The sequence below is a fragment of the Moraxella sp. I5G genome, from assembly GCF_055193055.1.
The window spans coordinates 74,042-96,634 of record NZ_JBUXLH010000009.1 but is presented as its reverse complement, the minus strand read 5'-3'; the positions used below and the strand labels follow the sequence as shown (position 1 = coordinate 96,634).

16 protein-coding genes are annotated in these 22,593 nt (G+C 37.8%); 7 read left to right on the top strand and 9 right to left on the bottom strand.

Features of this window, described 5'->3' with window-relative positions:
• Positions 1–52 precede the first annotated feature (52 nt).
• Entirely contained in the window at positions 53–781 is a 729-nt protein-coding gene (lipB, locus tag ACZBKJ_RS06470; RefSeq protein ID WP_463200142.1) for a lipoyl(octanoyl) transferase LipB, read from the bottom strand.
• Positions 782–878: 97 nt separating this feature from the next.
• Here lipB and pncB point away from each other — a divergent pair, with 97 nt between their 5' ends.
• Positions 879–2,093: a nicotinate phosphoribosyltransferase gene (gene pncB, locus ACZBKJ_RS06465; protein ID WP_463200141.1), complete on the top strand. Its 1,215-nt coding sequence runs from the start codon at positions 879–881 to the stop codon at positions 2,091–2,093.
• 50 nt (positions 2,094–2,143) lie between these two features.
• Here pncB and ACZBKJ_RS06460 read toward each other — a convergent pair whose 3' ends face one another.
• From ACZBKJ_RS06460 to ACZBKJ_RS06450, 3 genes are all read right to left on the bottom strand, one after another.
• The gene (locus tag ACZBKJ_RS06460; protein ID WP_463200139.1) at positions 2,144–2,431 is read right to left on the bottom strand and encodes an SH3 domain-containing protein; all 288 of its coding nucleotides are present in this window, start codon (positions 2,429–2,431) and stop codon (positions 2,144–2,146) included.
• Positions 2,432–2,445: 14 nt separating this feature from the next.
• Positions 2,446–3,795: a glyceraldehyde-3-phosphate dehydrogenase gene (locus ACZBKJ_RS06455; RefSeq protein WP_463200138.1), complete on the bottom strand. Its 1,350-nt coding sequence runs from the start codon at positions 3,793–3,795 to the stop codon at positions 2,446–2,448.
• Positions 3,796–3,906: 111 nt separating this feature from the next.
• A complete protein-coding gene (locus ACZBKJ_RS06450; protein WP_463200137.1) occupies positions 3,907–4,929 on the bottom strand; it encodes an NUDIX domain-containing protein in 1,023 nt (340 codons plus the stop codon).
• Positions 4,930–5,127: 198 nt separating this feature from the next.
• On the opposite strand from ACZBKJ_RS06450, the gene hemP reads away from it, so the two are divergent.
• Positions 5,128–5,295 (top strand): hemin uptake protein HemP, encoded by a 168-nt coding sequence (gene hemP, locus ACZBKJ_RS06445; protein WP_463200136.1) that lies wholly within the window; start codon positions 5,128–5,130, stop codon positions 5,293–5,295.
• 109 nt (positions 5,296–5,404) lie between these two features.
• On the opposite strand, the gene ACZBKJ_RS06440 is transcribed toward hemP, so the two are convergent.
• Together ACZBKJ_RS06440 and ACZBKJ_RS06435 are read right to left on the bottom strand one after the other, a co-directional pair.
• Positions 5,405–10,363, bottom strand: a complete 4,959-nt coding sequence (locus ACZBKJ_RS06440; RefSeq protein ID WP_463200135.1) for a translocation/assembly module TamB domain-containing protein — start codon at positions 10,361–10,363, stop codon at positions 5,405–5,407.
• Positions 10,364–10,413: 50 nt separating this feature from the next.
• Positions 10,414–13,206 (bottom strand): autotransporter assembly complex protein TamA, encoded by a 2,793-nt coding sequence (locus ACZBKJ_RS06435; RefSeq protein WP_463200134.1) that lies wholly within the window; start codon positions 13,204–13,206, stop codon positions 10,414–10,416.
• 169 nt (positions 13,207–13,375) lie between these two features.
• On the opposite strand from ACZBKJ_RS06435, the gene ACZBKJ_RS06430 reads away from it, so the two are divergent.
• The gene (locus tag ACZBKJ_RS06430; protein WP_463200133.1) at positions 13,376–14,698 is read left to right on the top strand and encodes an MFS transporter; all 1,323 of its coding nucleotides are present in this window, start codon (positions 13,376–13,378) and stop codon (positions 14,696–14,698) included.
• 144 nt (positions 14,699–14,842) lie between these two features.
• Positions 14,843–15,667 (top strand): tetratricopeptide repeat protein, encoded by an 825-nt coding sequence (locus ACZBKJ_RS06425; RefSeq protein ID WP_463200132.1) that lies wholly within the window; start codon positions 14,843–14,845, stop codon positions 15,665–15,667.
• An 80-nt stretch (positions 15,668–15,747) separates the two neighbouring features.
• Here ACZBKJ_RS06425 and ACZBKJ_RS06420 read toward each other — a convergent pair whose 3' ends face one another.
• From ACZBKJ_RS06420 to ACZBKJ_RS06410, 3 genes are all read right to left on the bottom strand, one after another.
• Positions 15,748–16,491, bottom strand: a complete 744-nt coding sequence (locus ACZBKJ_RS06420; protein ID WP_463200130.1) for a YidX family protein — start codon at positions 16,489–16,491, stop codon at positions 15,748–15,750.
• 145 nt (positions 16,492–16,636) lie between these two features.
• Positions 16,637–17,968: a hypothetical protein gene (locus tag ACZBKJ_RS06415; protein WP_463200129.1), complete on the bottom strand. Its 1,332-nt coding sequence runs from the start codon at positions 17,966–17,968 to the stop codon at positions 16,637–16,639.
• 171 nt (positions 17,969–18,139) lie between these two features.
• Positions 18,140–18,349 (bottom strand): SlyX family protein, encoded by a 210-nt coding sequence (locus ACZBKJ_RS06410; RefSeq protein WP_463200127.1) that lies wholly within the window; start codon positions 18,347–18,349, stop codon positions 18,140–18,142.
• Positions 18,350–18,412: 63 nt separating this feature from the next.
• Between ACZBKJ_RS06410 and ACZBKJ_RS06405 the strand changes: the two genes are divergently transcribed.
• The 3 genes from ACZBKJ_RS06405 (at position 18,413) to trpS (ending at position 22,587) form a co-directional block, all read left to right on the top strand.
• Positions 18,413–20,362, top strand: a complete 1,950-nt coding sequence (locus tag ACZBKJ_RS06405; protein ID WP_463200158.1) for an ATP-binding cassette domain-containing protein — start codon at positions 18,413–18,415, stop codon at positions 20,360–20,362.
• Positions 20,363–20,372: 10 nt separating this feature from the next.
• On the top strand, positions 20,373–21,422 hold the full coding sequence (locus ACZBKJ_RS06400) for a lysophospholipid acyltransferase family protein (protein ID WP_463200126.1): 1,050 nt from the start codon (positions 20,373–20,375) through the stop codon (positions 21,420–21,422).
• 79 nt (positions 21,423–21,501) lie between these two features.
• Positions 21,502–22,587 carry a tryptophan--tRNA ligase gene (trpS, locus tag ACZBKJ_RS06395; protein WP_463200125.1) on the top strand — a complete coding sequence of 362 codons (1,086 nt, stop codon included), beginning with the start codon at positions 21,502–21,504 and terminating at the stop codon, positions 22,585–22,587.
• Positions 22,588–22,593: the final 6 nt, after the last annotated feature.

Sequence of the window (22,593 nt, the reverse complement as noted above, 5' to 3'; positions counted from 1 at the left end):
AAATAGAAAACCATTAAAAAATCTAAAAATATTTAGCGTATGCATTGTAATATCAAATGCTTCTAAGTGCAATGTTTTGATTTAATCGTTGATGGACATTGATAATAAATTTTTGAGTAAACACCTCTATATCTTTTTTTGTAAACTTGCCAAAATTAGCCAATTTAACCATCTGCATGCCTGCATACCCACAAGGATTGATTGCGTTAAACGCGGTTAAATCATTAATTAAATTAATCGCAATACCATGATAACTAAAACCTTGTTTGATTTTAAATCCTAAAGACGCAATTTTTCCCAACATCTCATGGTTATGATTGTAAATATACACCCCCGGCGCATCACGGCGAGCTTTGGCATATAGAGTTTCTGGCAGATACTCCCCAACAACATCTTCAATTGCTTGTTCGGCATGGCTGACCAAATCACGCACACCTAAGCCCCTTGCGCGCAAATCCACAAGCCAATACACCACAAGCTGCCCAACTCCATGCCAAGTAACCTGACCGCCACGGTCGGTTTTAATAATTGGGGTGCTGGTTTGATACAAAATGTGTTCTTCTTTACCCGCCTGCCCTAAGGTATAAACATCCTGATGTTCAACCAACCATAATTCATCTGTGTGTGCCTGTTCATTTTTTTTATCGGCAATTCGTTTTAAAATCACCTCCACCATACCGTCATGAGTGGCGTTATATTCAGCATTTGGATGTATAGATACTGCTAAATCATCAAATTGACAAGAAGACAAATTCAAACTGGTTAAATTGAGCTCATTCATAAGTTTTTCCCTTAAATTGTTTAAGATTGGTAAATTTTTTTTATTTTCAAGGTTAAATTAGGGTATCATAGGGTAAATTTTTTTTAAGGATTTTTTTATGGCTACTAGTGTGCCAATTATTACATCACTTTTGGATAATGATTTATACAAATTTACCATGCTTCAGGCAATGTTACATCATTTTCCTCAAACCCATGGTGTGTATCATTTTCGCTGCCGCAATCCTGACCAAGCAGTCTACCCTTTGGCTCAAATCAAGGATGATTTAGAAATTCAGTTGGATTATTTATGTCAATTGCAATTTACTCAAGATGAATTGGATTATCTACGTGGTTTGCGATTTATCAAATCTGATTTTGTAGATTATTTAGAATTGTTTAAATTAAAACGCCGTTTTATTAAAGTAACTGCCCAAGAAGATGGATTGTTAAACATTGAAATTGAAGGTCCAATGATTCAAGCCATGTTTTTTGAAGTCTTTGTTTTATGCATTGTCAGCGAACTTTATTATCAAAGACTTAATAATTCTGATGTTTTAGCTGAGGGACAAAAACGCCTTGATGCAAACATAGCCTTATTAAAACACTACGATTCATTACAAGCTGAAGATGGCAATAATCCACCATTTGTGATTGCTGATTTTGGCACAAGACGACGTTTTTCTAAAACATGGCATTATCATGTGGTAGAAACGTTCGCCAAAAACTCTCCAACAATTTTTCGAGGCACTAGTAATGTTTATCTTGCCAAAAAACTGGGGATTACTCCGATTGGTACGATGGCGCATGAATTTTTGCAAGCCTTCCAAGCTCTAGATGTTCGCCTAAGAGATTCACAAAAAGCAGCTTTGGAAACTTGGGTGCGTGAATATCGTGGCGATTTAGGTGTGGCTTTGACCGATGTGGTTGGCATGGATGCATTTTTAAGAGATTTTGATTTGTATTTTGCCAAATTATTTGATGGGCTGCGTCATGACAGTGGCGACCCTTATGCATGGGGCGATAAGGCAATTGCTCATTATCAAACCCTAAAAATTGATCCAAAAACCAAAAGTCTAACCTTTAGTGATGGTTTGACCATCAAAAAAGCGTGGGATTTGCACCAATACTTTAAAACTTGCATCAAAACCAATTTTGGTATTGGCACCAATCTCACCAACGATATGGGGCTTACTCAGCTAAATATTGTGTTAAAACTCGTACAGTGCAATGGGCAGCCAGTCGCCAAACTTTCAGATAGCCCTGGAAAGGTTATGATTGAAAATAACACTTACTTGGCATATTTAAAACAAGTATTTGACATCAAAAACTAAACTAATACAAAAAGACCGCGATTTGCGGTCTTTTTGTTAGGTTTAGCAGACTAATAACAGCTTACAAACTCACGATACACCCAACCAATGCGCTTATTGGTTTTTTCAGTGTATGCCAAAACCCAAGATCTGCCTTGGCTATCATCTGCATGGTCAACACGACGGATTTTTGTACCATTTTTTAATGTGCTAATCACTTTGCCATTGGGCGATGACCGAACATTTAACCGGGTTCCTGTTGGGTCAGTTACTTTGCAAGTTTCAGCACTAGCAGCGATGGGCAACATTGCCATCAAAGAAATCGCTGCAAGAACAATAGTTGATTTGGACATTTTCATAAAATCCCCCTATACTAAGCGTTATTTGCCATTACCTCAGCAACACGAATAACCTGGGTGCTATAACCCATTTCATTATCATACCAAACATAAAGAGTGGCACGTTTATCGTTAGCAATGGTAGCCTTAGCATCAAAAATTGCTACCTTTTGACTGCCAACAAAATCCGTTGATACCGCCTCTGGCGAATCAGAATAATCAATTTGCTCTTGCCAAGTTAGGCTTTGTGATTGCGCTTTAATAAAGACATTAAGCGCATCTGCTGAACCCACTTCTTTTTCAAAATTCAGATTTAAAATCGCCAAACTGACATTTGGGGTTGGTACACGAATGGCATTGCCCGTCAATTTACCTTTTAATTCTGGCAATGCTTTACCAACTGCAGATGCCGCTCCGGTGCTAGTCATCACCATATTCAAAGGTGCAGCGCGACCACGTCTATCAGACTTATGATGATTATCCACCAAGTTTTGGTCATTGGTAAAGGCATGAACTGTTTCCATATGACCATTGATAATACCATATTCATCATTTAAAACTTTTAAAGTTGGTGTGATGGCATTGGTGGTACAGCTGGCTGCTGAGACGATGGTGTCACTACCAATGGTATCGTGGTTAACTCCATAAACCACATTCTTGATATCACCTTTAGCAGGAGCAGTCAGTAGCACTTTTTTTACACCTTTAGATTGTAGATGCTTACCCAAACCTACTTCATCTTTCCATTTGCCAGTGTTATCAATCACAATGGCATTGTCAATGCCATAAGCCGTGTAATCCACTTCGCTTGGATCAGATGCATAAATTACTTGGATAAAACGACCATTAACAACGATGCCGTTATTATCAGAATCCACCTGAACACTACCATCAAACCAGCCATGCACACTATCACGTTCAAGAAGACTGGCTCGTTTTGCCAAATCGCCATCACCAGCAGGACGTACAACAATTGCTCGCAACTGCAAACCTTTATCACTGGCAGGACGACTCATCAGTAGACGCGCCAAAATACGTCCAATACGTCCAAAACCATACAAAACTACATCCGTTGCTGGAGTTTCTATGCCACTGGTAAAATCATTGGCTGTTTGTGAACTCTTAACCGCTTGACCCAAATCAACTGCTACATTTGCCAAATCTTTAGCAACCAAAGCATCCACTAAAGCTAATGAATCAGCAACCTTTACGCCAACTTTGGTATGTTTGGCTAAAATATCCGCCACATCAAAAGTAACCACATCACCAAAAAATGACAGTTTTACTTCATTACTTGCAAGTTTGGCAAGTTTGGCAAGCAGTTCAAGCGCTAAATTTTCGTCGGCTTTACGTGCATTTAGATAATCTTGATAAATGGCGCTCATCTATATACTCCTGATGATAAATATGAATAAATTTTTTTGATTTTAAAACAAAAATCGGGCTTTGACAATCACAATTATTGGTAAAAATGGGGGTATTTTTTTTTAAAATATCTAAATAAAATTACGAATACCACTGACGCAAAAACCACCATGTTGGCGAATTTTTGTTAAATCATTCATTTTTAAACCGCCCAAAGCAATGACTGGCATATTTGCACGTTTTGTAAGCTCGCCAAAGGCTGATAATCCAAGCGCTTGACTTTCAAGATGGGTTTGAGTGGGTTTAACAGGTGAAACAAATATTCCAATAAGTGGGTAATTTTTAGCAACCTCATTAGCTTTTTCAATACTGCCCAAATCATGACAGCTTGCCAGCCAAGGTAGATTTGTCGGTAAATTAGTGGATAAAGTTTTATCTGATAAAAAATTCATCAATTGGCTTTGGTTCAATTTTAAGGCAAAAATTTGCTTTTTTTGGCACTGCTTTTCAAAGATTTTATTTTTGTAAAGCTCTATTGGTAAAACAACTCTCAAATCTGAACGAATTTTTAATAAATTTTGCACAATTTCGATGGCTTTTTTATTATCGGCTTGTAAACGTGGGTAAAATAGCGCATTTTTAGGTAATTTTTCACAATAAAATAATAACCACTGCTGTTCATTGACAAAATCACTCAAGGGCAAACTAATAATAATGGCATCTGGCAAGCTAAGCCACTGCAAAATACGCCCATTAGCAGATGGAAATTTATCCAAGTTGGCAATTGCCCAAGATTTTTTATAAAAACCAATTGGTTGATTTTCCTTTCCTAAGACGCAATGACGATATTTTTTATACAAATTTTTATCTAAATTTATATAAAACACATGTAAACATACGGATAATTCTGGGTAGTCGTGATAAATTCTCCCCAATTTAATCATCGAATTTTTGGTAAGTTCCAAACCAATCTCTTCAGATACTTCACGCATCAAAGCTTGAACAGGTGTTTCATTTGGTTCAATTTTACCGCCAATAAATTCCAATTTTCCACCTTGATGCTGACCACTTTTTCGGGTTGCTAACAATAATTGTTCACCAAAAACCAGAACTGCAATGGCAACTTGGACTGTTTTTTTACCGTTTATCGTCATAAATATACCGTTTATCTTAAAGATGATAAATTTTTTCAATTTTTATAATTAATGTTTACAATCTTAAAAAAATTTGTTATTATAAACACAAATGATAATTATTTTTATTTACAAATAAAAATTTGTCATTCAGTTCAAAGTTTAAGCCAAAGTGGCTTGGGAAAAAACCCAACACCCACCCATAGAAGGAAAATCGCCATGACTATGACCATTGCTCGTTATTTTAGCAACCGTGAAGCTAATCGTTTACCAACATTGCACTCACAAAACTTATTTGCACTGACCAAGGAAGTTCGCATTGAGCATCAAGGGGAAGAATATCGCTTGCGTCTTACTCGCAATAATCGTTTAATTTTAACCAAGTAAACTTTTAGTAAAGCAAATTGAATAAATTAGGTTATCTTGGTTAAATAAATAGTTAAAGTTAAATAAAAGCACCATTAATATTTGGTGCTTTTTTGTATTTTGATTGCAGTTAAAATCTCCACTGATAAATCACATTCACCATATTTTCTACTGCCATCACCGCTTCTATATACACCCGACGAGTAAGCTGATAACGCATAGACAAAGACGATTCAGCATTAAATACCCCAACGCCATATCGTAAGTACAAATCAGGGGTAATATAACCTGTTACCGTTACATTTGTGTCACTTGAATTGCCCGATGCGTCCACCGTTAAACTTTCAAAACCCAATGCGTTGCCGATTTGGTTGGTGATATTTCGTGTACCTGATAATCCCAAAGAAAGTCCAGCCGCTGCCAAATTGTTGGTAACACGAGAACGAAACGTTTGTTCTGATGTTTGAATGTCGCTTGATTCATCAATCCTTCCTGTAATCAGTGCATTCATTGCTTGTTGCTCGGTCAATCCTGCGTCATTAAAAACGGTGATATCAGGATTGTTGGCTGTGCCTTTGATTCTAAGCCCAACTGTTGCCCCTTCAACTTCTTTTTCACCCTCAATAGATAAACGAGGATTGAGCATATTACCATTAAATCTTACTTGAGCGTATTTGAGTTCAATATTTTGACCAATACCATCAACAACCGTGCGTTCAGATAACTGAATTACACCTTTTGCCTTCATCGAGTCCTGACCGCTTTGAGTTAGATGCAGTGTACCTGCCAAGGGAAGTTTTGCTCCAAACCCTTGAAACGCTACATCTGAACCCAAATCCAATCCAATATTGGCATTAATGCTCCAAGGTGCTGAAACAGCCAAAATTTTATCCACATTTCCTGTCAAACGTCTATCAATCACTGAAACATCCGCGGATTTATCAATAATTTCACTACTGGTTGATGGTGGGCGAATGGTTGCTGAAGGCACCAATACTACACCTTGCACATTAACATATTTTTGTGAAGGACGAACAATCACTTCAATATCAGGGCTAAAACTTGCCACAACCAGTGGTGGATTAGAAATGGTTAGATTCTCGCCCGTTACTGCTAATTTGGCTTGAAGCTCGCCTCGCCAATCCATTTCGCCTGTTAATTTTCCTTTACCGGCACCACCAATAAAACCACCCATTAAGCTTGCTTGGGTGCCACGAATCGCCATGTCTGCATTAATATCTTTCAGCACAACAGGCACACCAGCGACTGCTAACTGACCATTTTTTAAATCAGCATTACCATAAAATAATGGTTTAGTGAGTGTGCCACCAACACCGCCGGCTAAATTGACCGTACCACTCAGCGTTTGCAAGCTTGGCAAAAATGGTCGGATAACCGCTAAATTAATATTATTTAATGCGACCGCTCCTGCAATGGGTTTATTGGGTTTATAAGCATCCACAATCACATCCGCATAACCTGAACCAATCACACCTTGAATATCGGTACGTAGTTTTAGACCCGTTGGCACAGTTTGAGCAATAATAGAAACTCGTTGGTATGGCATCTCAACATAACCCGTATCATCGCTAGACACACCAACTTTGCCATTGTCAGAATAAATCACAGCATTAACCACGGGTGATTTTCCCGCCTGCCAATTGGCAGCAAGTTTACCATTTAATGTAGACTGCCATAAAATATCACTCGGTAAAATTGTTGAAATGACCGATGTATCTAGATTTTGGACAACCAGCGCAACATCACCTGATGTATTAGAGTAATGCAAAGTATTTTGTAGACATAAAGAACCTGTTTGCACACCCTTAGCCTTACTGCTCTGCCAACAGTGGGCAGCAACCGCAATTTGATTATTTTTAACAGCATAACTAAATTCAGCAGGCTGAATCTGAGCAAGTTTGCCAAATTTACTTTGTACACTTGCCGCATCCATCACGCCTTGATAACGCCCTTTGCGTTCATCAAAACTGCCTACAATTTGAGCTTTGGTCTCTATATCGTTATTTTTAGCAGCAAAAGTTAAATTGTGCTGTTGATACGTCCCTACAAAATTCAGGTTGGCATATTTAATCACTTTACCTAAAGCAATTACATTATCCACTTCAACACGTAATTGACTTGGCAAATTTGCTAAATTGACCACCTTACCCAAAACGCTGACCTTTTGTACGATTAAATCAGCAGTTCGTACTTCATTGGCAGTTAAATCCACATAAATTGTTGGCAAAGCATAGTTATCATTCACCAAAATAATACCGCCTTTAATTTGCCCACGTGTATTAAATACAAGCTGACTTAAATCGGGTATGTTAAGGGTCGCTGATAAATTTTTATCCGTACCATCAACCAAAAGCTGACTATCACCCATTTTTAACGTTAAATGGTCAGCATTTAACATCTTAAAAATTCGTTGAGTTTGATAGGTGTTGATTTGAACTTGCTTTTGCAAATTTAAAAGTTCATTAGTATTTTTTGGTACAGCTGTAGCCGATTTTAAACGTCTAAAATAAGCGTTTAAATCATTAGGCAAATCAATTTTTGCTGATATTGCACCCTGTGCAATTACTGGCTGACCACGAAAATCGCCTGATAAATCTAACTCTTTAACTTCAAACGATTTAATTTTACCGCCCCAACTTCCTTTGGTTGAAAAACCACCTGTTAAATGCGAATCAAGTCCTTTGACAAATTTACCCGTATCAAAATTAGTCATCTTGGCATCAAATTGCCAAGATAAATCATTTAAATTGGTAAAACCTTTTGCTAAAAATTGACCTGCTGAACTTTGATGACTTAAATGGTTAAACCGCAATCTATCCCCCGCTCCCGTCATATCCAAGGAAATATTACCTGAAGCAACTGATTTATTGAGAATTTGACCATCAAATTTAACTGAAAAATTTTGCAATTTATCTTGGTAATAACTTCCCGTAGTTGCCAAATCTCCATTAATTTTGGCAATTAAATTACTGTTATTTTGGGCAAATTTTGCAGTATCCACCTCATCTAAACGGGCTTTGATACTCCATTTTACACCTTGGTTAAAAGCAATATCGCCCGCCAATGATGCTTTTATATTATCGTTGTTGATAGTAAATTTACTAATTTGGGTGTTGGATAAATTACCTTGAGCCTTGATAGCAAAATCTGACTTAGGCAGCTCAGAAAACAAAGACTGATTGACATCACCTGTTAAATCCACACCAAACACCAAAAGCTCATCCCCTTTTAATCGCGCCATCAAACCGCCTTGGGTTATTAGATGAATCTTATCTTGGGGTTTATTGGTCAAAACAGCGGTTAAATCACTGTGATTGACTGTAACTTGATGGGTGGTTTGTCCATTTTTTTGGCTCATCTGCCCTTTAGCAACCAACTGTCCTGACAAAGATTCAATAGGCGTTTTGTTAGGCACATCAAAATAAGCATTGGGTTTTAGTTTGCTGGTTTTTAAATCAACCTGCCACAATAAAGGGGATGCTTTTTTTGGTAATGTAATCTGCCCTTTTCCCGACAAATCACCTAAAACACCCTGATACGAAAAACTTGATATATCAATGAGTTGATTATTTTTTATTGCCATTTTGGTTTGATAATCGCCCGATGGTGCCACTGATAACGTTTTAATATCAGCGTGTACATCCAGCTGGGTATTACCATCACCCACTACAATAGCTGCCGCACCAGATGGGCTGTTAAGTTTGCCAATATCAGGTAAATTTTCGCGAACCAAATTTTGCCATTTAGCATCTATTTGCCAAGGAAGATTGGGCTTTTTTTGACTTTGGGCAAGACTGACATCAACCATCTCGCCGTCTTTTTGCGCAAGGTTAAACTGCCAACGAGTTTGATTTTTGGCAGTATCCAAATAAAAGTATTTCACCCCCAAAGAGCCTGAGAATGTTTTAGGTAAATAATCTTTATATTCTCGATATTGCAGTGGTAGAATGTCATTAATGGATACTTTTTGACCGTACAAATTGGTGTCAAGTTGATACTCACCCGACCAGTCCATTGTTCCATCAGCAATCAGAGTTCCGCCTTGAGTTTTGGCAGTTAAACGACTGATTGTCATACCGCCATCTGTAATCACTCCACGTCCAGTATATTTGCCATTTGGTATGTCTTTTGCCGATAACTCCGTCAAAATACGAATTTCAATATTATCAGGTGTGCCTTTGGCAGTAATTTTACCATCTGTTAAGGTGATGTTTTGCTCACTAGCGTATGGCAATACAATGTGACCAAAATTAAGTGATGCATCAAAAGGCGTATCATCACTCAAGCCTTGAGCAACCAGCGAACCTGTAAATGGGTAATTGTTATATTCGCCAGATACTGTACCAAAGGTTTGTTTTAAAGAACCATGCAAATTGGCGTTTAGCGTACTAAAATACACTTTACTGATTGCCGAAATTGTTACATCAGATTGTAGATTAAGCGGATAATCATCTTGTAGACGAATATCGCCTTGGGCGTCTTGAATTAAAACTTGATGACTCACATCAAGTCCAACACCATAAAATACAACTTTGGTATCGCGCCAATTGGCTTTTTTAATTGCAATGTCATACAAATAAACAGGGTCTTTGGTTTTTTGAGTAAAATTAACCACCTTGGCACTCACATCAGAAACTGACACTGGCAAAGGTGTTTTGATGGTCATGTAATCAAAGGGTTCACCCGTTGGAGCTTTGTTATCAATAATATCCAATCTATCTATATGAGCAAAAGATAAATGAGCCTTACCAGCAAATAAAGCATACCAGCCAACTTGCAAATCCAATTTATTGGCCTTGATGGTCAAATCTTTAGTCGCAGGTACAACCACATCAGATAATGACAGTCGCGTCAAAAAGTCTCCAGACACATAGTGAATTTTTATATTTGTTCTTTGACTGATTTCATCTAAAATAAATTGAGTGCCACGTTCGCTTGACAAAACCCCCATAATTGAGGTAATTAGTACCAACCAAAATACCAAAAACCAAATCAAAAAACGCAGTGAACGTCTCCAGAATGAATATCTCGGTTTTGCATTGGATGAATTTTTTTCAATATGGGTCATAAATTTGATTGAACCAATAAAATAACTAAAACACTTAATAAACTAAACAATCAAAATGGCGTGCCAATAAAAAACAGCAGTTTGATTGGGCGATTTTCTTCACGAATGCCAGTTGCCACATCAACACGCACCTGACCAATGGGGGATGCCCAGCGAACGCCGACACCAACACCAATTTTGGTGGGATTACTAAAACTTGTATCATAAGCATTGCCCACATCACTAAATACGCCCAAACGTACATCTTTTAAGATTTCATAATTGTATTCAGCGGTCGCAACTGCCAACACTTGACCACCGGTCAAATAACCTTTATTGGATAATGGTGATAAACTGTTGTAACTGTATCCACGAATACTTTGGTCGCCTCCAGCAAAAAACCGCAACTTATAAGGTACATCCTGAAAATTATCCGCCCAAATATAGCCCGCCTGCAAACCGCCCAATACTTGATGGCGACGTTTTTTGCCGTATTGGTTATCACCAAAACTATACACGCCATTCATACCGGCACGAAAAATTGCCATATCAGTATCACTCATCAGTGCTTTTGTGCCTGCTTCCACCGAATAATACTGCCGATAACCCTGCATGACCGCCAAAGGATTGTCTGCCACCATTTTATTCATCGCATAACCAAAAAGCACAGCCTCTTGAGTTGGCTTTCCACCTAAAAATTGTACGGGCAAATCTTTCCAGAATTCAGGCGATAACTTGGTTTCCAATTCATCCAAATGATAACGAACCGAATAAGTGCGAGTCCAGTCCTGTTTTTTAACGATATTGCGACTTAACCCCAAATCTAAGGTTTTAGAGGATAATTGCAAATTACCCTTGCCTTTGTCTAAATTTTCATCTTTATAAGATAAACTGCCCTTTAAGGTGTCGTTTAATGGGTGAGTAACAGGACGAACAATATAAGCCTGGGCCACTTTATTTTGGTTGGACAAATTGGTTTTAAATCCAGCCTGCATACCATCTCTATTTAATAAATTATGGTCAAATTTTGTACCAATTTGCGCGCCCGAATCCGAACCCCAACCAAACTGTATTTGGGCATTTTTTGGCTTGTCAGTAGCAACAAATACATAAAGTGGCACTTTTTTATCTTGATAAACTTCTTGGGCGGTTTTACGGCCTTGTAGCGTTGCAGGTTCTTGACCCTCAGGAGCAATTGCTTCATCTTTAGTTTCATCAGGCAAAATAAATTTCGCAACATTACTAATGGCATCAGAAATGCGCCCAAGCAAACTTTTGGACTTTTTATTGGTATTGATTGCCAACACTCTATCATTAGGAGAGTTATATAAACGTTCGGCCTTTTTTACCACCAGCGCCAACTTATCCATAAGAGCTTGAGAAGCAGTAAATTCCAAAGGAGCAATATCGGCACTGACGCCATCGCCTAAATCCACCGTTTGACTGGCATCTTCCTTATCTTTTTTGTCAATTTGTTCTGTCTGAATGCCTTTATCTATCTGAGTGCTGGCACTAGGCAATACTGTTTCGGTATTTACCGCATTAAAATAACCTGTTGCCAAAAGATTGTTACTAAGATTTCTTACCGCGCTACGGTTATAAGCATCACCCATTTTAAAGGTTAGTAATTTTTTTAAGAGTTCAGGTTTAACAGGTAATTTATCGGGGTCGGTTGTTGGGGTATTGGTTGTTGGGTCAATGGTAAAAAACACCACATCATCAAAGGCATATTGTTGTCCAGTTTCATATACCAAATTGACATCAGCAATGTTATCAGGCAACAATACATCCGCTGATGCGTTTAACCAGCGACTGTCAAAATAACCATGTTCGCCACTTACGCTGGCGATATCTGATTTAACTTGTTCATAATCACCCTGATTAAAAATTGCACTTTTTTTTAACTTGCTACCAGTAGCCACTGCTTCAAACGCTTTATCTGTCCTGCCCTCACCGCGAATATCCAAAACTTGATGGTCGATAATAACAGGATTTCCCAGCTGATGAATGATAACATTAACCTCACCCGATTTAGCTTTGATAACACTAAAATCGACTTCATAATAACCAACCGCTTGTGCGGCAGATAAAACCGTTTGTCTTAACTTTGGCAGCGCTGAACGAAAATCCACAATGCTTTGGGCAGTATTATTTTTTAAAGCAGCTGCAATATTGGCATATGGCTGTTGTTTAGCTTGTGAGCGGGTTATTGCTTGTAATTTATCCAAATCAGTGGTTTTGGTTTGCTGATTTGGTTTGTGTTCATATAAATGAACCTTTAACATCGGTACTTTTTCAACACCATCGTTAAATAAGTGATTGTATAATTTTTTAAATGGGTTTTGTTTCTGATTAGGTTCGTCGTTTTTATCATCTGCGGCGTTTTCGTTGCTGATTTGTTGATATTCTGGCAGATAAACAGATGGCTCAATACCTACTTGATCAGAAAGTTGATTGGCATTTTGTTCAATGCTTTGCAAGGTTGGTAATTTGGTAATGCTTTGCATATCAAGACCGATTGGTATGTCTGGACTGTCAATTTTTGCAATAGGCAATGTATCGTCTACGCCATCATTTTGCACAATAAAACTTTGTGTGTCGTTTTTTATGCCGCCATGAGCCATATCAGCTAAATCCACCAAAACAGATTGCTCTGTTTGAGTGTGTTGATGCTGCATAAGTTTATTTTCAATTTCTTGGGGTGTTAATAGCGCCACTGGTGAAGTGGATGTTTGTGATTGTTCTGGTACTTTTGCCCAAACATGAGTGGGGGCAAAACCAAACGCAATTTGCCCAACTCCAATCGCAAGCATTGCAGAATATAAACGTTTTTGAGATGAGTATTTTTGAGATGACTTGTCCATTTTCATATTCTATTTTTTACAAACCCACCATAAATAACCTTGATACAACATCATTAAAATTGTTGCCAAAAAGCAAACGCATTATAACAAAATTACAATAGTACACTTAATTTTTGTAAAATTTCTGTTATTATACACTAATTTTTTTTAATAATAATTTTAATCAGTTATGGCATCACAATTTTCTCTTTTCCAACATCGCCGTTTTAGCGCAATGTTTTTTACGCAGTTTTTAGGGGCATTTAATGATAATGTGTTTAAACAAGCACTTATTTTGGTTTTAACCTATTCTGCTGCTGCTAAAATGGGAATGGAAATCAGCCTATTAAACAATTTAGCGGCTTTATTGTTTATTCTGCCTTACTTTTTATTTTCAGCGCTGGCAGGGCAAATCGCTGATAAATATGAGAAAGCCACTTTAACTCAAGGGGTAAAGTTTCTTGAAATTGTTATTATGGGGCTTGCTATGGCAGGCTTTATGCTTGAGCAATATTGGTTGTTATTTGTAGCGCTGTTTTTAATGGGTAGTCAATCCACATTTTTTGGTCCCATAAAATACGCTTACTTGCCTGAAGTGATGCATCAAGACGAATTAGTTGGTGCTAATGGTATTTTTCAAACCGGTACAAGTCTTGCGATATTAACTGGTATGATGATGGCAGGCGTGCTAACTCAACTTGATAATTCAAGTTTGTGGATTTCACTGATGACGCTTGTAATTGCTGTTTTAGGTTTTATTGCATCAAAATTTTTACCTAAGACTAAAGCTTCCGTGCCCAATTTACGTGTTAATTATAATATATTTAGTACAAGTTTTGAGCTGATTCAATATTTATACCGTCTGCCATTACTGTATTTTATCATCTTGGGCAATAGTTGGTTTTGGTTTTATGGAGCAACATTTTTGGCTCAAATGCCCGAATTTACTAAGGTTATTTTACACGGAAATGAAACCGTGGTAATTTTATTACTAACGCTGTTTTCCGTTGGTACAGCTCTTGGGTCATTACTATGTAAAACCCTAACCAAAAATCAAATCAGTCTTAAACTGCTGCCAATTGGCATCCTTGGACTAAGTGCGTTTGCAATGGATTTATACTTTGCACTCAATGCTATTCATATTAACGCAAATACTGTTTATACTGTAGGCGCATTAATAAAAATTAGTGGCGTTTGGCGGGTATTTGGCGATTTATTTTTATTGGGGCTGTTTGGCGGGGTTTACATCGTGCCACTCTACGCCTTTATGCAAGCTTATGCTCCTCAAAGCCATCGTTCCCGCGTGGTTGGTGTCAATAATATTTTTAATGCTATTTTTATGGTTAGTTCGGCGATTTTTGCAATTGTAATTTTAACGGTTTTAAAACTATCTTTACCACAGTTATTTTTAATTATTGGCATCTGTAATGGGCTGTTTGGGTTATTTATTTACAAAAAATTATCTTACTATCAAGGCAGCATGCAAATCAATAATGATGCCATGCCATTATAAAGCCATAAATAAATTATCCAAATTTACATTTACGTAACAAATATCGCCAAAAGTCCTAAAATCTTTAGCATAAGTTTAAGATAATTTTGTTATGATTTTGGCAATTTTTTACTACCAATTTAACCTCATTTTAAGGAAATTTTGATGAAAAAACTTTTGCTTGCTAGTTTACTATTGGGTATGATGACGCCAAGTTTTGCTGAACTTAGTATCAATAAAAATCTAGCGCCTGCGATGCGTGGTGAAATCATTCAAACCGTGCAAAATGCTGAAAACGCCAATCTATTAAATACCACTGTTGCAGGTGTTCCGACCATCAGTGCTAGTGCTAATCACGTTCAAACTATCAAAACAGTATTAGTTCCTGCTGACACAACTGGCAACACACAAATTGATGTTACATTGATTGATGATTTTATTGATGACGTTTCGCCCAATGCTCGTCATTATCCACCAAACTTTCCCACTCGCACTGCTGAATATTTAACCACAGAAAATGTTAAACATTTATCAGACTGGCTAGAACCTTATGCCAGTGCAAAAAACGCATCCTTTGATGTATTGCTGCGCGCTGCTAAAATTAATGGTATGGCAAGAAATTTAAACGTTGGCGATGCTTACAATTTGCGCGCTAATAATCATATGGCAAAAGCGATTAAATTACAACCAAATCACCCAGAAGCCAATTTTTTATATGGCATGATGATTTCAGAAGCAGGCGGGTTTAAAGAAGGTCAAAAATATTTAGAAAAAGCAGCATCACTGGGTTATGTAGAGGCTGAACAAAGTCTTGCTCAAACCGACCTATTAAGCGACAATGCTGCTAGCGCTAAAAAACGACTGGCTGCACTCAAAAGCAAACACCCCGACAACCTGCAAATTGCAAGACAAGCTGATATTGTAGATGCTGGTGGTTTTTATATTTGGAAAATTGAAGACAGGGATATTTTTGTAAAGCCCATTCAGTAGTATGTTGGCTGTTGTACTTGTAAAAAACACCGTTGATTGACGGTGTTTTTTTACACAGGTTGATTTAATGGGCGTAGTGACTAAAAAACAAGGTCTTTTTTGAATTCAGCCTGTATTGGAAACGTTACTACATCCACCACCAATGCCAATGGCAACAAAGCTGTCAAAACACCTCGCTTTAGCGTACCTTTTTTGGCATGAAAATCGTAAAATTTTATCGTGATGGGTTTTTTAAAATGATACGCTGCTGCAGTATTTTTTTGATTGGTTGCTTTGGTGATGGGTGTAACTGCCATTTTGATACTGCGATAACAGCTTAAATTTTCAGTGATTTCATTACACCGAAACCCCAAAGCAGTCAGCTGATTTTCGTCAGCGATTTTTACCTGATTTTTAGGTTTCTTAAAACTTAAAGTAATATGTGTACATCCATACTCTGAAATACAAGAATAATGACCGCCTGTTGGTCTTACCATTAAAAAATCAGTATTTTGAGTTTGGTAAGTTTGAGTACTGATACTTAAATACTTTGTGGGTAATTGCTCAAAAATGGTTAAAATTTCACGGGATTTTTGCTCATCATCATCCAAACCTTCAATTAAATAGTTGTATTTTTGTCCCACCAAAACCAGTGCATAAGGATGGGTTGTAATAATGTTGGCAGGTTTACCTACAGCAACAATATTATCAGTTTTGCTTTCATTGACTGTAAAACGATTATTTTTGGATTGAGAGATTTTATTTTCCAAACCACCTGAAAAAACACAAGCAGTCAGTGATGTTATCATAAAAATCCCTAACATACTTTTTGCAATAAATCGCATAAAACCCCCTATTTTTCATGATGGTACATAGCTACTTAGTATCATAACAAAGTCTACTTTGTTTATCAAATAACAAACTAATTTACAAAAAAAAGAAAAGCAGGTTTTCGCCTGCTTTTTCTCTTTTTTAATCTTTTTAGTTTGGTTATTTTTTCTGATAAGCCAGTTTTAAACCAACAATATAGCCATCATTATCGGAAAATTTTGCCACCACATGACGGGTCGGTAATTGAGCAGTAGCATCGCCAAATTTAAGATATTTACCACCCAAAGATACAGACCATTCAGGTGTCAAATTATATTTTGCTCCAAGCCCTACACTATAATAACCTTTAATTGGTCCTAAGGTACTCACTGGGTTACCTGCACCACTATCATAACCTATAGAACCTGACACACTGATTTTGTCATTAAGTTTTTTACCCAATCCAATCTCGGCTTGCCATTGGTCTTTACTATAATCCACAATTGATGTCTGGGTTGTTGCTTTATAGAGTGCAGGATCAATGGTAAACTTACTCCATGGTACATAACGCGCCTTAGCAGTTAAAAGCATGGTTGGGCTAACGCCTGTTTGAAAATCTAAATTATACGATTCAGGGAATGATACTGAAAAATCTTGTGTTACAGAAGCAGTGCCGCCTGCCAAGGCTAATGCTGGAAAGGTTTCCATAACATCACTTTTATGTTTAATCCGTGAACGGTACGTCAAAGATGCTTTTAAGGCAATCTCAGGACGACCATACATCACGCCTGCCAAAAATCCCAAACCGTGGTCAGGACTAATTTTGGCATCATAACCAGTTGCTCTGTTATAGGCGATACCACGTAAATGCACTTCACCTGTCAAACGCTGTGCTGAAGGACCGCCATAAACTTGCCAATGATTTTTACCAAAGTTAAATTTACGACCTAACAATAAAGTAGCATTATTCGTGCGAATTTCCACGTTTGTGCCTTGACCTTCATTTTGGGCATTGAGCCTAGCAACTGCACCGATGGTTTGAGCATTACTTGCAGTAACCAGCCCTGCTGCCGCGGCTCTTGCCAGTGCTGCTTGGCTAGTAATTCGCCCATTGGTCATCGCAGAAATGGTAGCGTTGGCGTTTTGAGCATTAAAATTACTATCGCCAAAATGCTGAATTGCCGCTCCAAATGGTTCATCATAAAGCACACCCACGCTGTAGCGGTCATTAATATCTGCTTTTACCCCAAAACGAAAAAAGTCATACGCTTCAGCAATATCGCCTGTGGCTTTACCTTGTACGTAGCCATCTTCAGCACTAATACCGCCATTGGCTGCATTATCATAACCTGAAACATCGGCATCAATATATGTATATACTGCTTCAGCATAAGTACCATCTTGTAAAAAAGCAGTAACATCTTGACCTGAACGATCAAGACCCGCTCCTTGTGCTGCTGTCGCCATTCCAATTGTGCCAATCACTGCTAAAGTTTTGTTTTTTATATTCATGATTCATCTCCAAATTACATCACTTTCATTTTTACTAATTCATGGTGTACACTTATTGTAAACAAGTGTACGAAAAGTTTGGCTATTTTATCGGAAGCAAACACAAAATACAAACAAAAAATCATTGATTTTGTAAAAATAGCGATTTTTTACAACGATTTGCAGTTTATCCTAAAAATGTGGTGGCTTGTCGGCAAGCAAATCAAAAGGAGCAATGCCATTTTGGTCATGATTAAGGTTGTCTAATTTGGCATAAATCAATTTTAATTGGGCTTGCAAATCCATCAGCTGTTTATCTTGAACAGCAATCACGTGATTTAAGCTTTCGAGCATGTCTTCTAAATACGCAATTTTAATTTGTAAATCTATCAGCTCTTGCATAAGTTTTTCCCAGCCTTTATAAAATTTGCTATAATGACTAATTTTATCATTTTTAAAAAATTTATGGCGTTGATTCATCTAAAAAATATTCATTTGGCATTTGGAGTTGCTCCGATTTTGGACGGCGTAAACTTCAGTCTTAATGCTGGCGAACGAGTATGCTTGATTGGCAGAAATGGCGAGGGTAAATCCACTTTATTTAAACTCATCATGGGACTGCAAACCCCCGATTCTGGTGAAATCATCATCAATAATGGCACAAAAATTGCCATGCTTGCTCAAGATGTGCCTGATGGCGACGATGATTTACTTAGTATCGTCATGAACGGCGATAAACACCTTGCTAATTTATTACAAAAATACCACCAAAGCGCCCAAAAATGCACAAATGGCGATATGAATGCTTGTGATGAAATGGCATATTTACAACATCAAATTGATGATTTGCATGGTTGGGACTTAGAAAGAAACGCCCGAATGCTTTTGACCACCATGGGGTTAAATCCTGATGACAAATTAAGCACATTATCAGGTGGACGCAAACGCCGTGTGCTTTTAGCACAAGCCTTGGTTACGCGTCCTGATGTATTGCTACTTGATGAGCCAACCAACCATTTAGATGTCTTAAGTATTGATTGGCTGGAAAAATATCTTTTAGCTCAAAATTTAACGGTTTTATTCATCACTCACGACCGTAAATTTGTGGGTAATTTAGCCACACGCATTATTGAATTAGACCGCGGTCAATTATCCAGCTACGATGTATCGCTTGGAGTGGGTGGATACGCTCGCTATCAAGAATTAAAAGAGTTAGAATTGCAAGCTCAAGCCAAAGCCTTTGCTGATTTTGACAAAAAACTTGCTGAAGAAGAGGCATGGATTCGGCAAGGCATTAAAGCTCGGCGAACTCGTAATGAAGGGCGCGTGCGTGCTTTAAAAGCCTTACGAGAGGAACGCAAAGCTCGTCGCGATGTGGTGGGAAATGTTAGTTTAGTACAAAATAACAGTGAAAAATCAGGTAAAATCGTTTGCGAAATTAGCGATTTAACCTTGAAATATGATGGCAAGATTTTAGTTAAAGATTTTAATACTCTACTGATGCGTGGTGATAAAGTTGGCATTATTGGTCAAAATGGTGTTGGTAAAAGCACCTTAATCAGAACCATTTTAGGACTTGATGATAGCGCAAAAACAGCGGGTAACATCAAACTTGGCACCAATATCACGGTCTCATTTTTTGACCAATTAAAAGAACAGTTAGACCTTGAAAAATCTGTCGCTGAAAACGTTTCAGAAGGTTCAGATTATATTGAAGTCAATGGCAAAAAAACCCATATTTTAGGTTATTTGCAAGATTTTTTATTTACGCCTAATCGCGCCAGAACACCTGTCAAGGCATTATCGGGCGGCGAAAAAGCCCGAGTACTGCTTGCCAAACAGCTTTTAAAACCTGCCAATGTCTTGGTACTTGATGAGCCAACTAACGATTTAGACATGGCGACACTTGAGCTTTTAGAAGAATATGTCATCAATTTTGACGGTACAATTTTGCTTATCAGCCATGACCGAGCGTTTATGGATAACGTTGTTACCCAAACTTGGGTTTTTGAAACAGACAAAGATGATGCAGGCGTGGTGTCTGAATACGTTGGCGGTTATCAAGATTATTTAATCCAAAAACAAAGACAAGATGAACAAACTCAAAAACCAAAAACCCAAAAAGCAGAAAAAACACAACCTAAATCTGCCAAAAACGACAATAAAGCTGAATCAAACACTCAAAACAAACGTAAATTAAGTTATAAAGAACAAAGGGAACTGGATGCGTTACCTGATGAAATTGAACAATTAGAATCCGAACAACAAAACTTAAATGAAAAATTAGCTGATGGGACGTTATTTGTGCAAGATTTAGCACTGGCTACCAAATACAGTGAGCGCTTAACAGACATAGAAACGTTGTTACTTACCAAATTAGAACGTTGGGATGAGTTGGAAAATCTTACTAAATAACGGAGTGGTCATGAGTGAAAAATCCTTCTGTGGAAGTTGTGGTGATAAACAATCGCAAGCGGTTGATATTACTAAAATGCCAAACTTAACTGACACCCACAAACAAACTCAGATTGCAAAAAAAGCAGATTGGCAATGGCAATTTTTACACCCTAAAAATTGGGGGATTATGTTAGCAATTTTGCTAATTTTTCCACTGATTTATTTGCCGCTGCGTTTTCAGTTTATGATTGGCAGAAAATTCGGAGAGATTGCATTTTTACTGGTCAAATCGCGTGTTAAAGACACACTGACCAATCTTAAACTTGCGTTTCCTAAAAAAAGTGAAGAAGAACGGCTTTTAATCGCCAAACAAGTTTTTGTCAATCAAGGGATTGGCATTTTTGAATCGTTATGCGCATGGTACAGACCCAATGTATTTAAACGCACGTTTAGCATCTCAGGGCTTCAGCACCTTGTCAATGCCCAAAAACAAGGCAAAGCGGTGATTTTACTAGGCGGTCATTACACCACGCTGGATTTAGGTGGGCGCTTATGTACGCAATTTTTTGCTGCCGATTGTGTGTATCGTAAGCAAAACAATCCTTTTTTGGAATACCTAATTTATAACAGCCGAAGACGGATTTTTGATGAGCAAATCAGTAATCGCGATATGAAAAAACTCATTCATCGCATTCAAGACGGTAAGGTTATTTGGTACAGTCCTGACCAAGATTTTGGATTAGAACATGGAGTAATGGCAACATTTTTTGGTGTTCCAGCCGCCACCATCACCGCACAAAGACGACTTGCCAAACTGGGTAATAAAAAGAATCCTCCTGTAGTGATGGTGATGGATATGATACGTCAAACGCCTGACAACATCCCGAAAGGCAAGCGCCCCCATTATCATATCAGTCTAACGCCTGCCTTAGAAAATTATCCAAGCAGTGATGAAATTTTTGATGCCCAGCGCATCAACGACATGTTTGAAACCAACATCAAAAAGGACATTTCTCAGTGGATGTGGTTTCATCGACGATTTAAAACCCAACAAGATGGGGCTAATTTTTACCAATAATTTAATATAAGTTTTTAAATCACTTAACATTTAAAAGCCAAAAAATTTCATCAACACAAATTATCACATTGAGTATCGTATGAACCAAACCAACCCTCAAAACACTGACATCAAAAGCAAAAAACGCATTTTAACTGGCATTACCACAACTGGCATTCCTCATTTAGGCAATTATGTTGGCTCAATTCGTCCCGCTATTTTGTCCGCCAAGCAAGCCATTGCAAATAATACTGGAGACGCATTCTTTTTTTTGGCAGATTATCATGGCATTATTAAATGCTTTGACCCCGAAGAAATTCACCGTTCCACCAAAGCCATTGCTGCAACTTGGATAGCCTGTGGTTTAGACCCTGAAAAAGTTACCTTTTACCGACAATCAGACATTCCTGAGATTCCAGAACTTGCATGGATTTTAAATTGTAGCTGTGCCAAAGGTTTGATGAATCGGGCACATGCCTATAAAGCAATGGTTGATATCAATACTCAAAAAGACGATACTGACCCAGATTTCGGAGTGAGTATGGGGCTATTTAGCTATCCTGTGCTGATGAGTGCTGATATTTTAATGTTTGGTGCAACTGACGTACCCGTTGGCAAAGACCAAATTCAGCACATTGAAATGGCGCGAGATATTGCAGGCACATTTAATTTTAAATACAAACCATTATTTGTCTTACCAAATGCGGTCGTTGATGAGAGTACGCCACTTTTAACAGGACTTGATGGGCGAAAAATGAGTAAATCTTACGGAAACACCATTCCTTTGTTTGGCGATGGTAACCCACAAATTGACCCTGAAAAAGCTCTTAAAAAATCCATTGCTCAAATTGTAACCAATAGCCAAGCTCCTGAAGAGCCTAAAGACCCGAATCGCTGCAATATTTTTGAAATTTACAAAGCGTTTGGTAGCCAAGCTGAGATTGATGAGCTTGCCAAGCGTTATCAGGCAGGTATTGGCTGGGGCGAAGCCAAAGATATTTTATTTCATAAAATTAACAATGAAATTGCCCCAATGCGAAAACGCTATCAAGAATTGATGAATAACCCCAAAGAGTTAGAAGAAATTTTACAAATGGGAGCAATTAAAGCTCGCCGAGCTGCTCAAAAACAACTGGATAAAACTCGCAGAGCGATTGGTATTAAACCTTTAGCAAAATTAAAATAATACCTT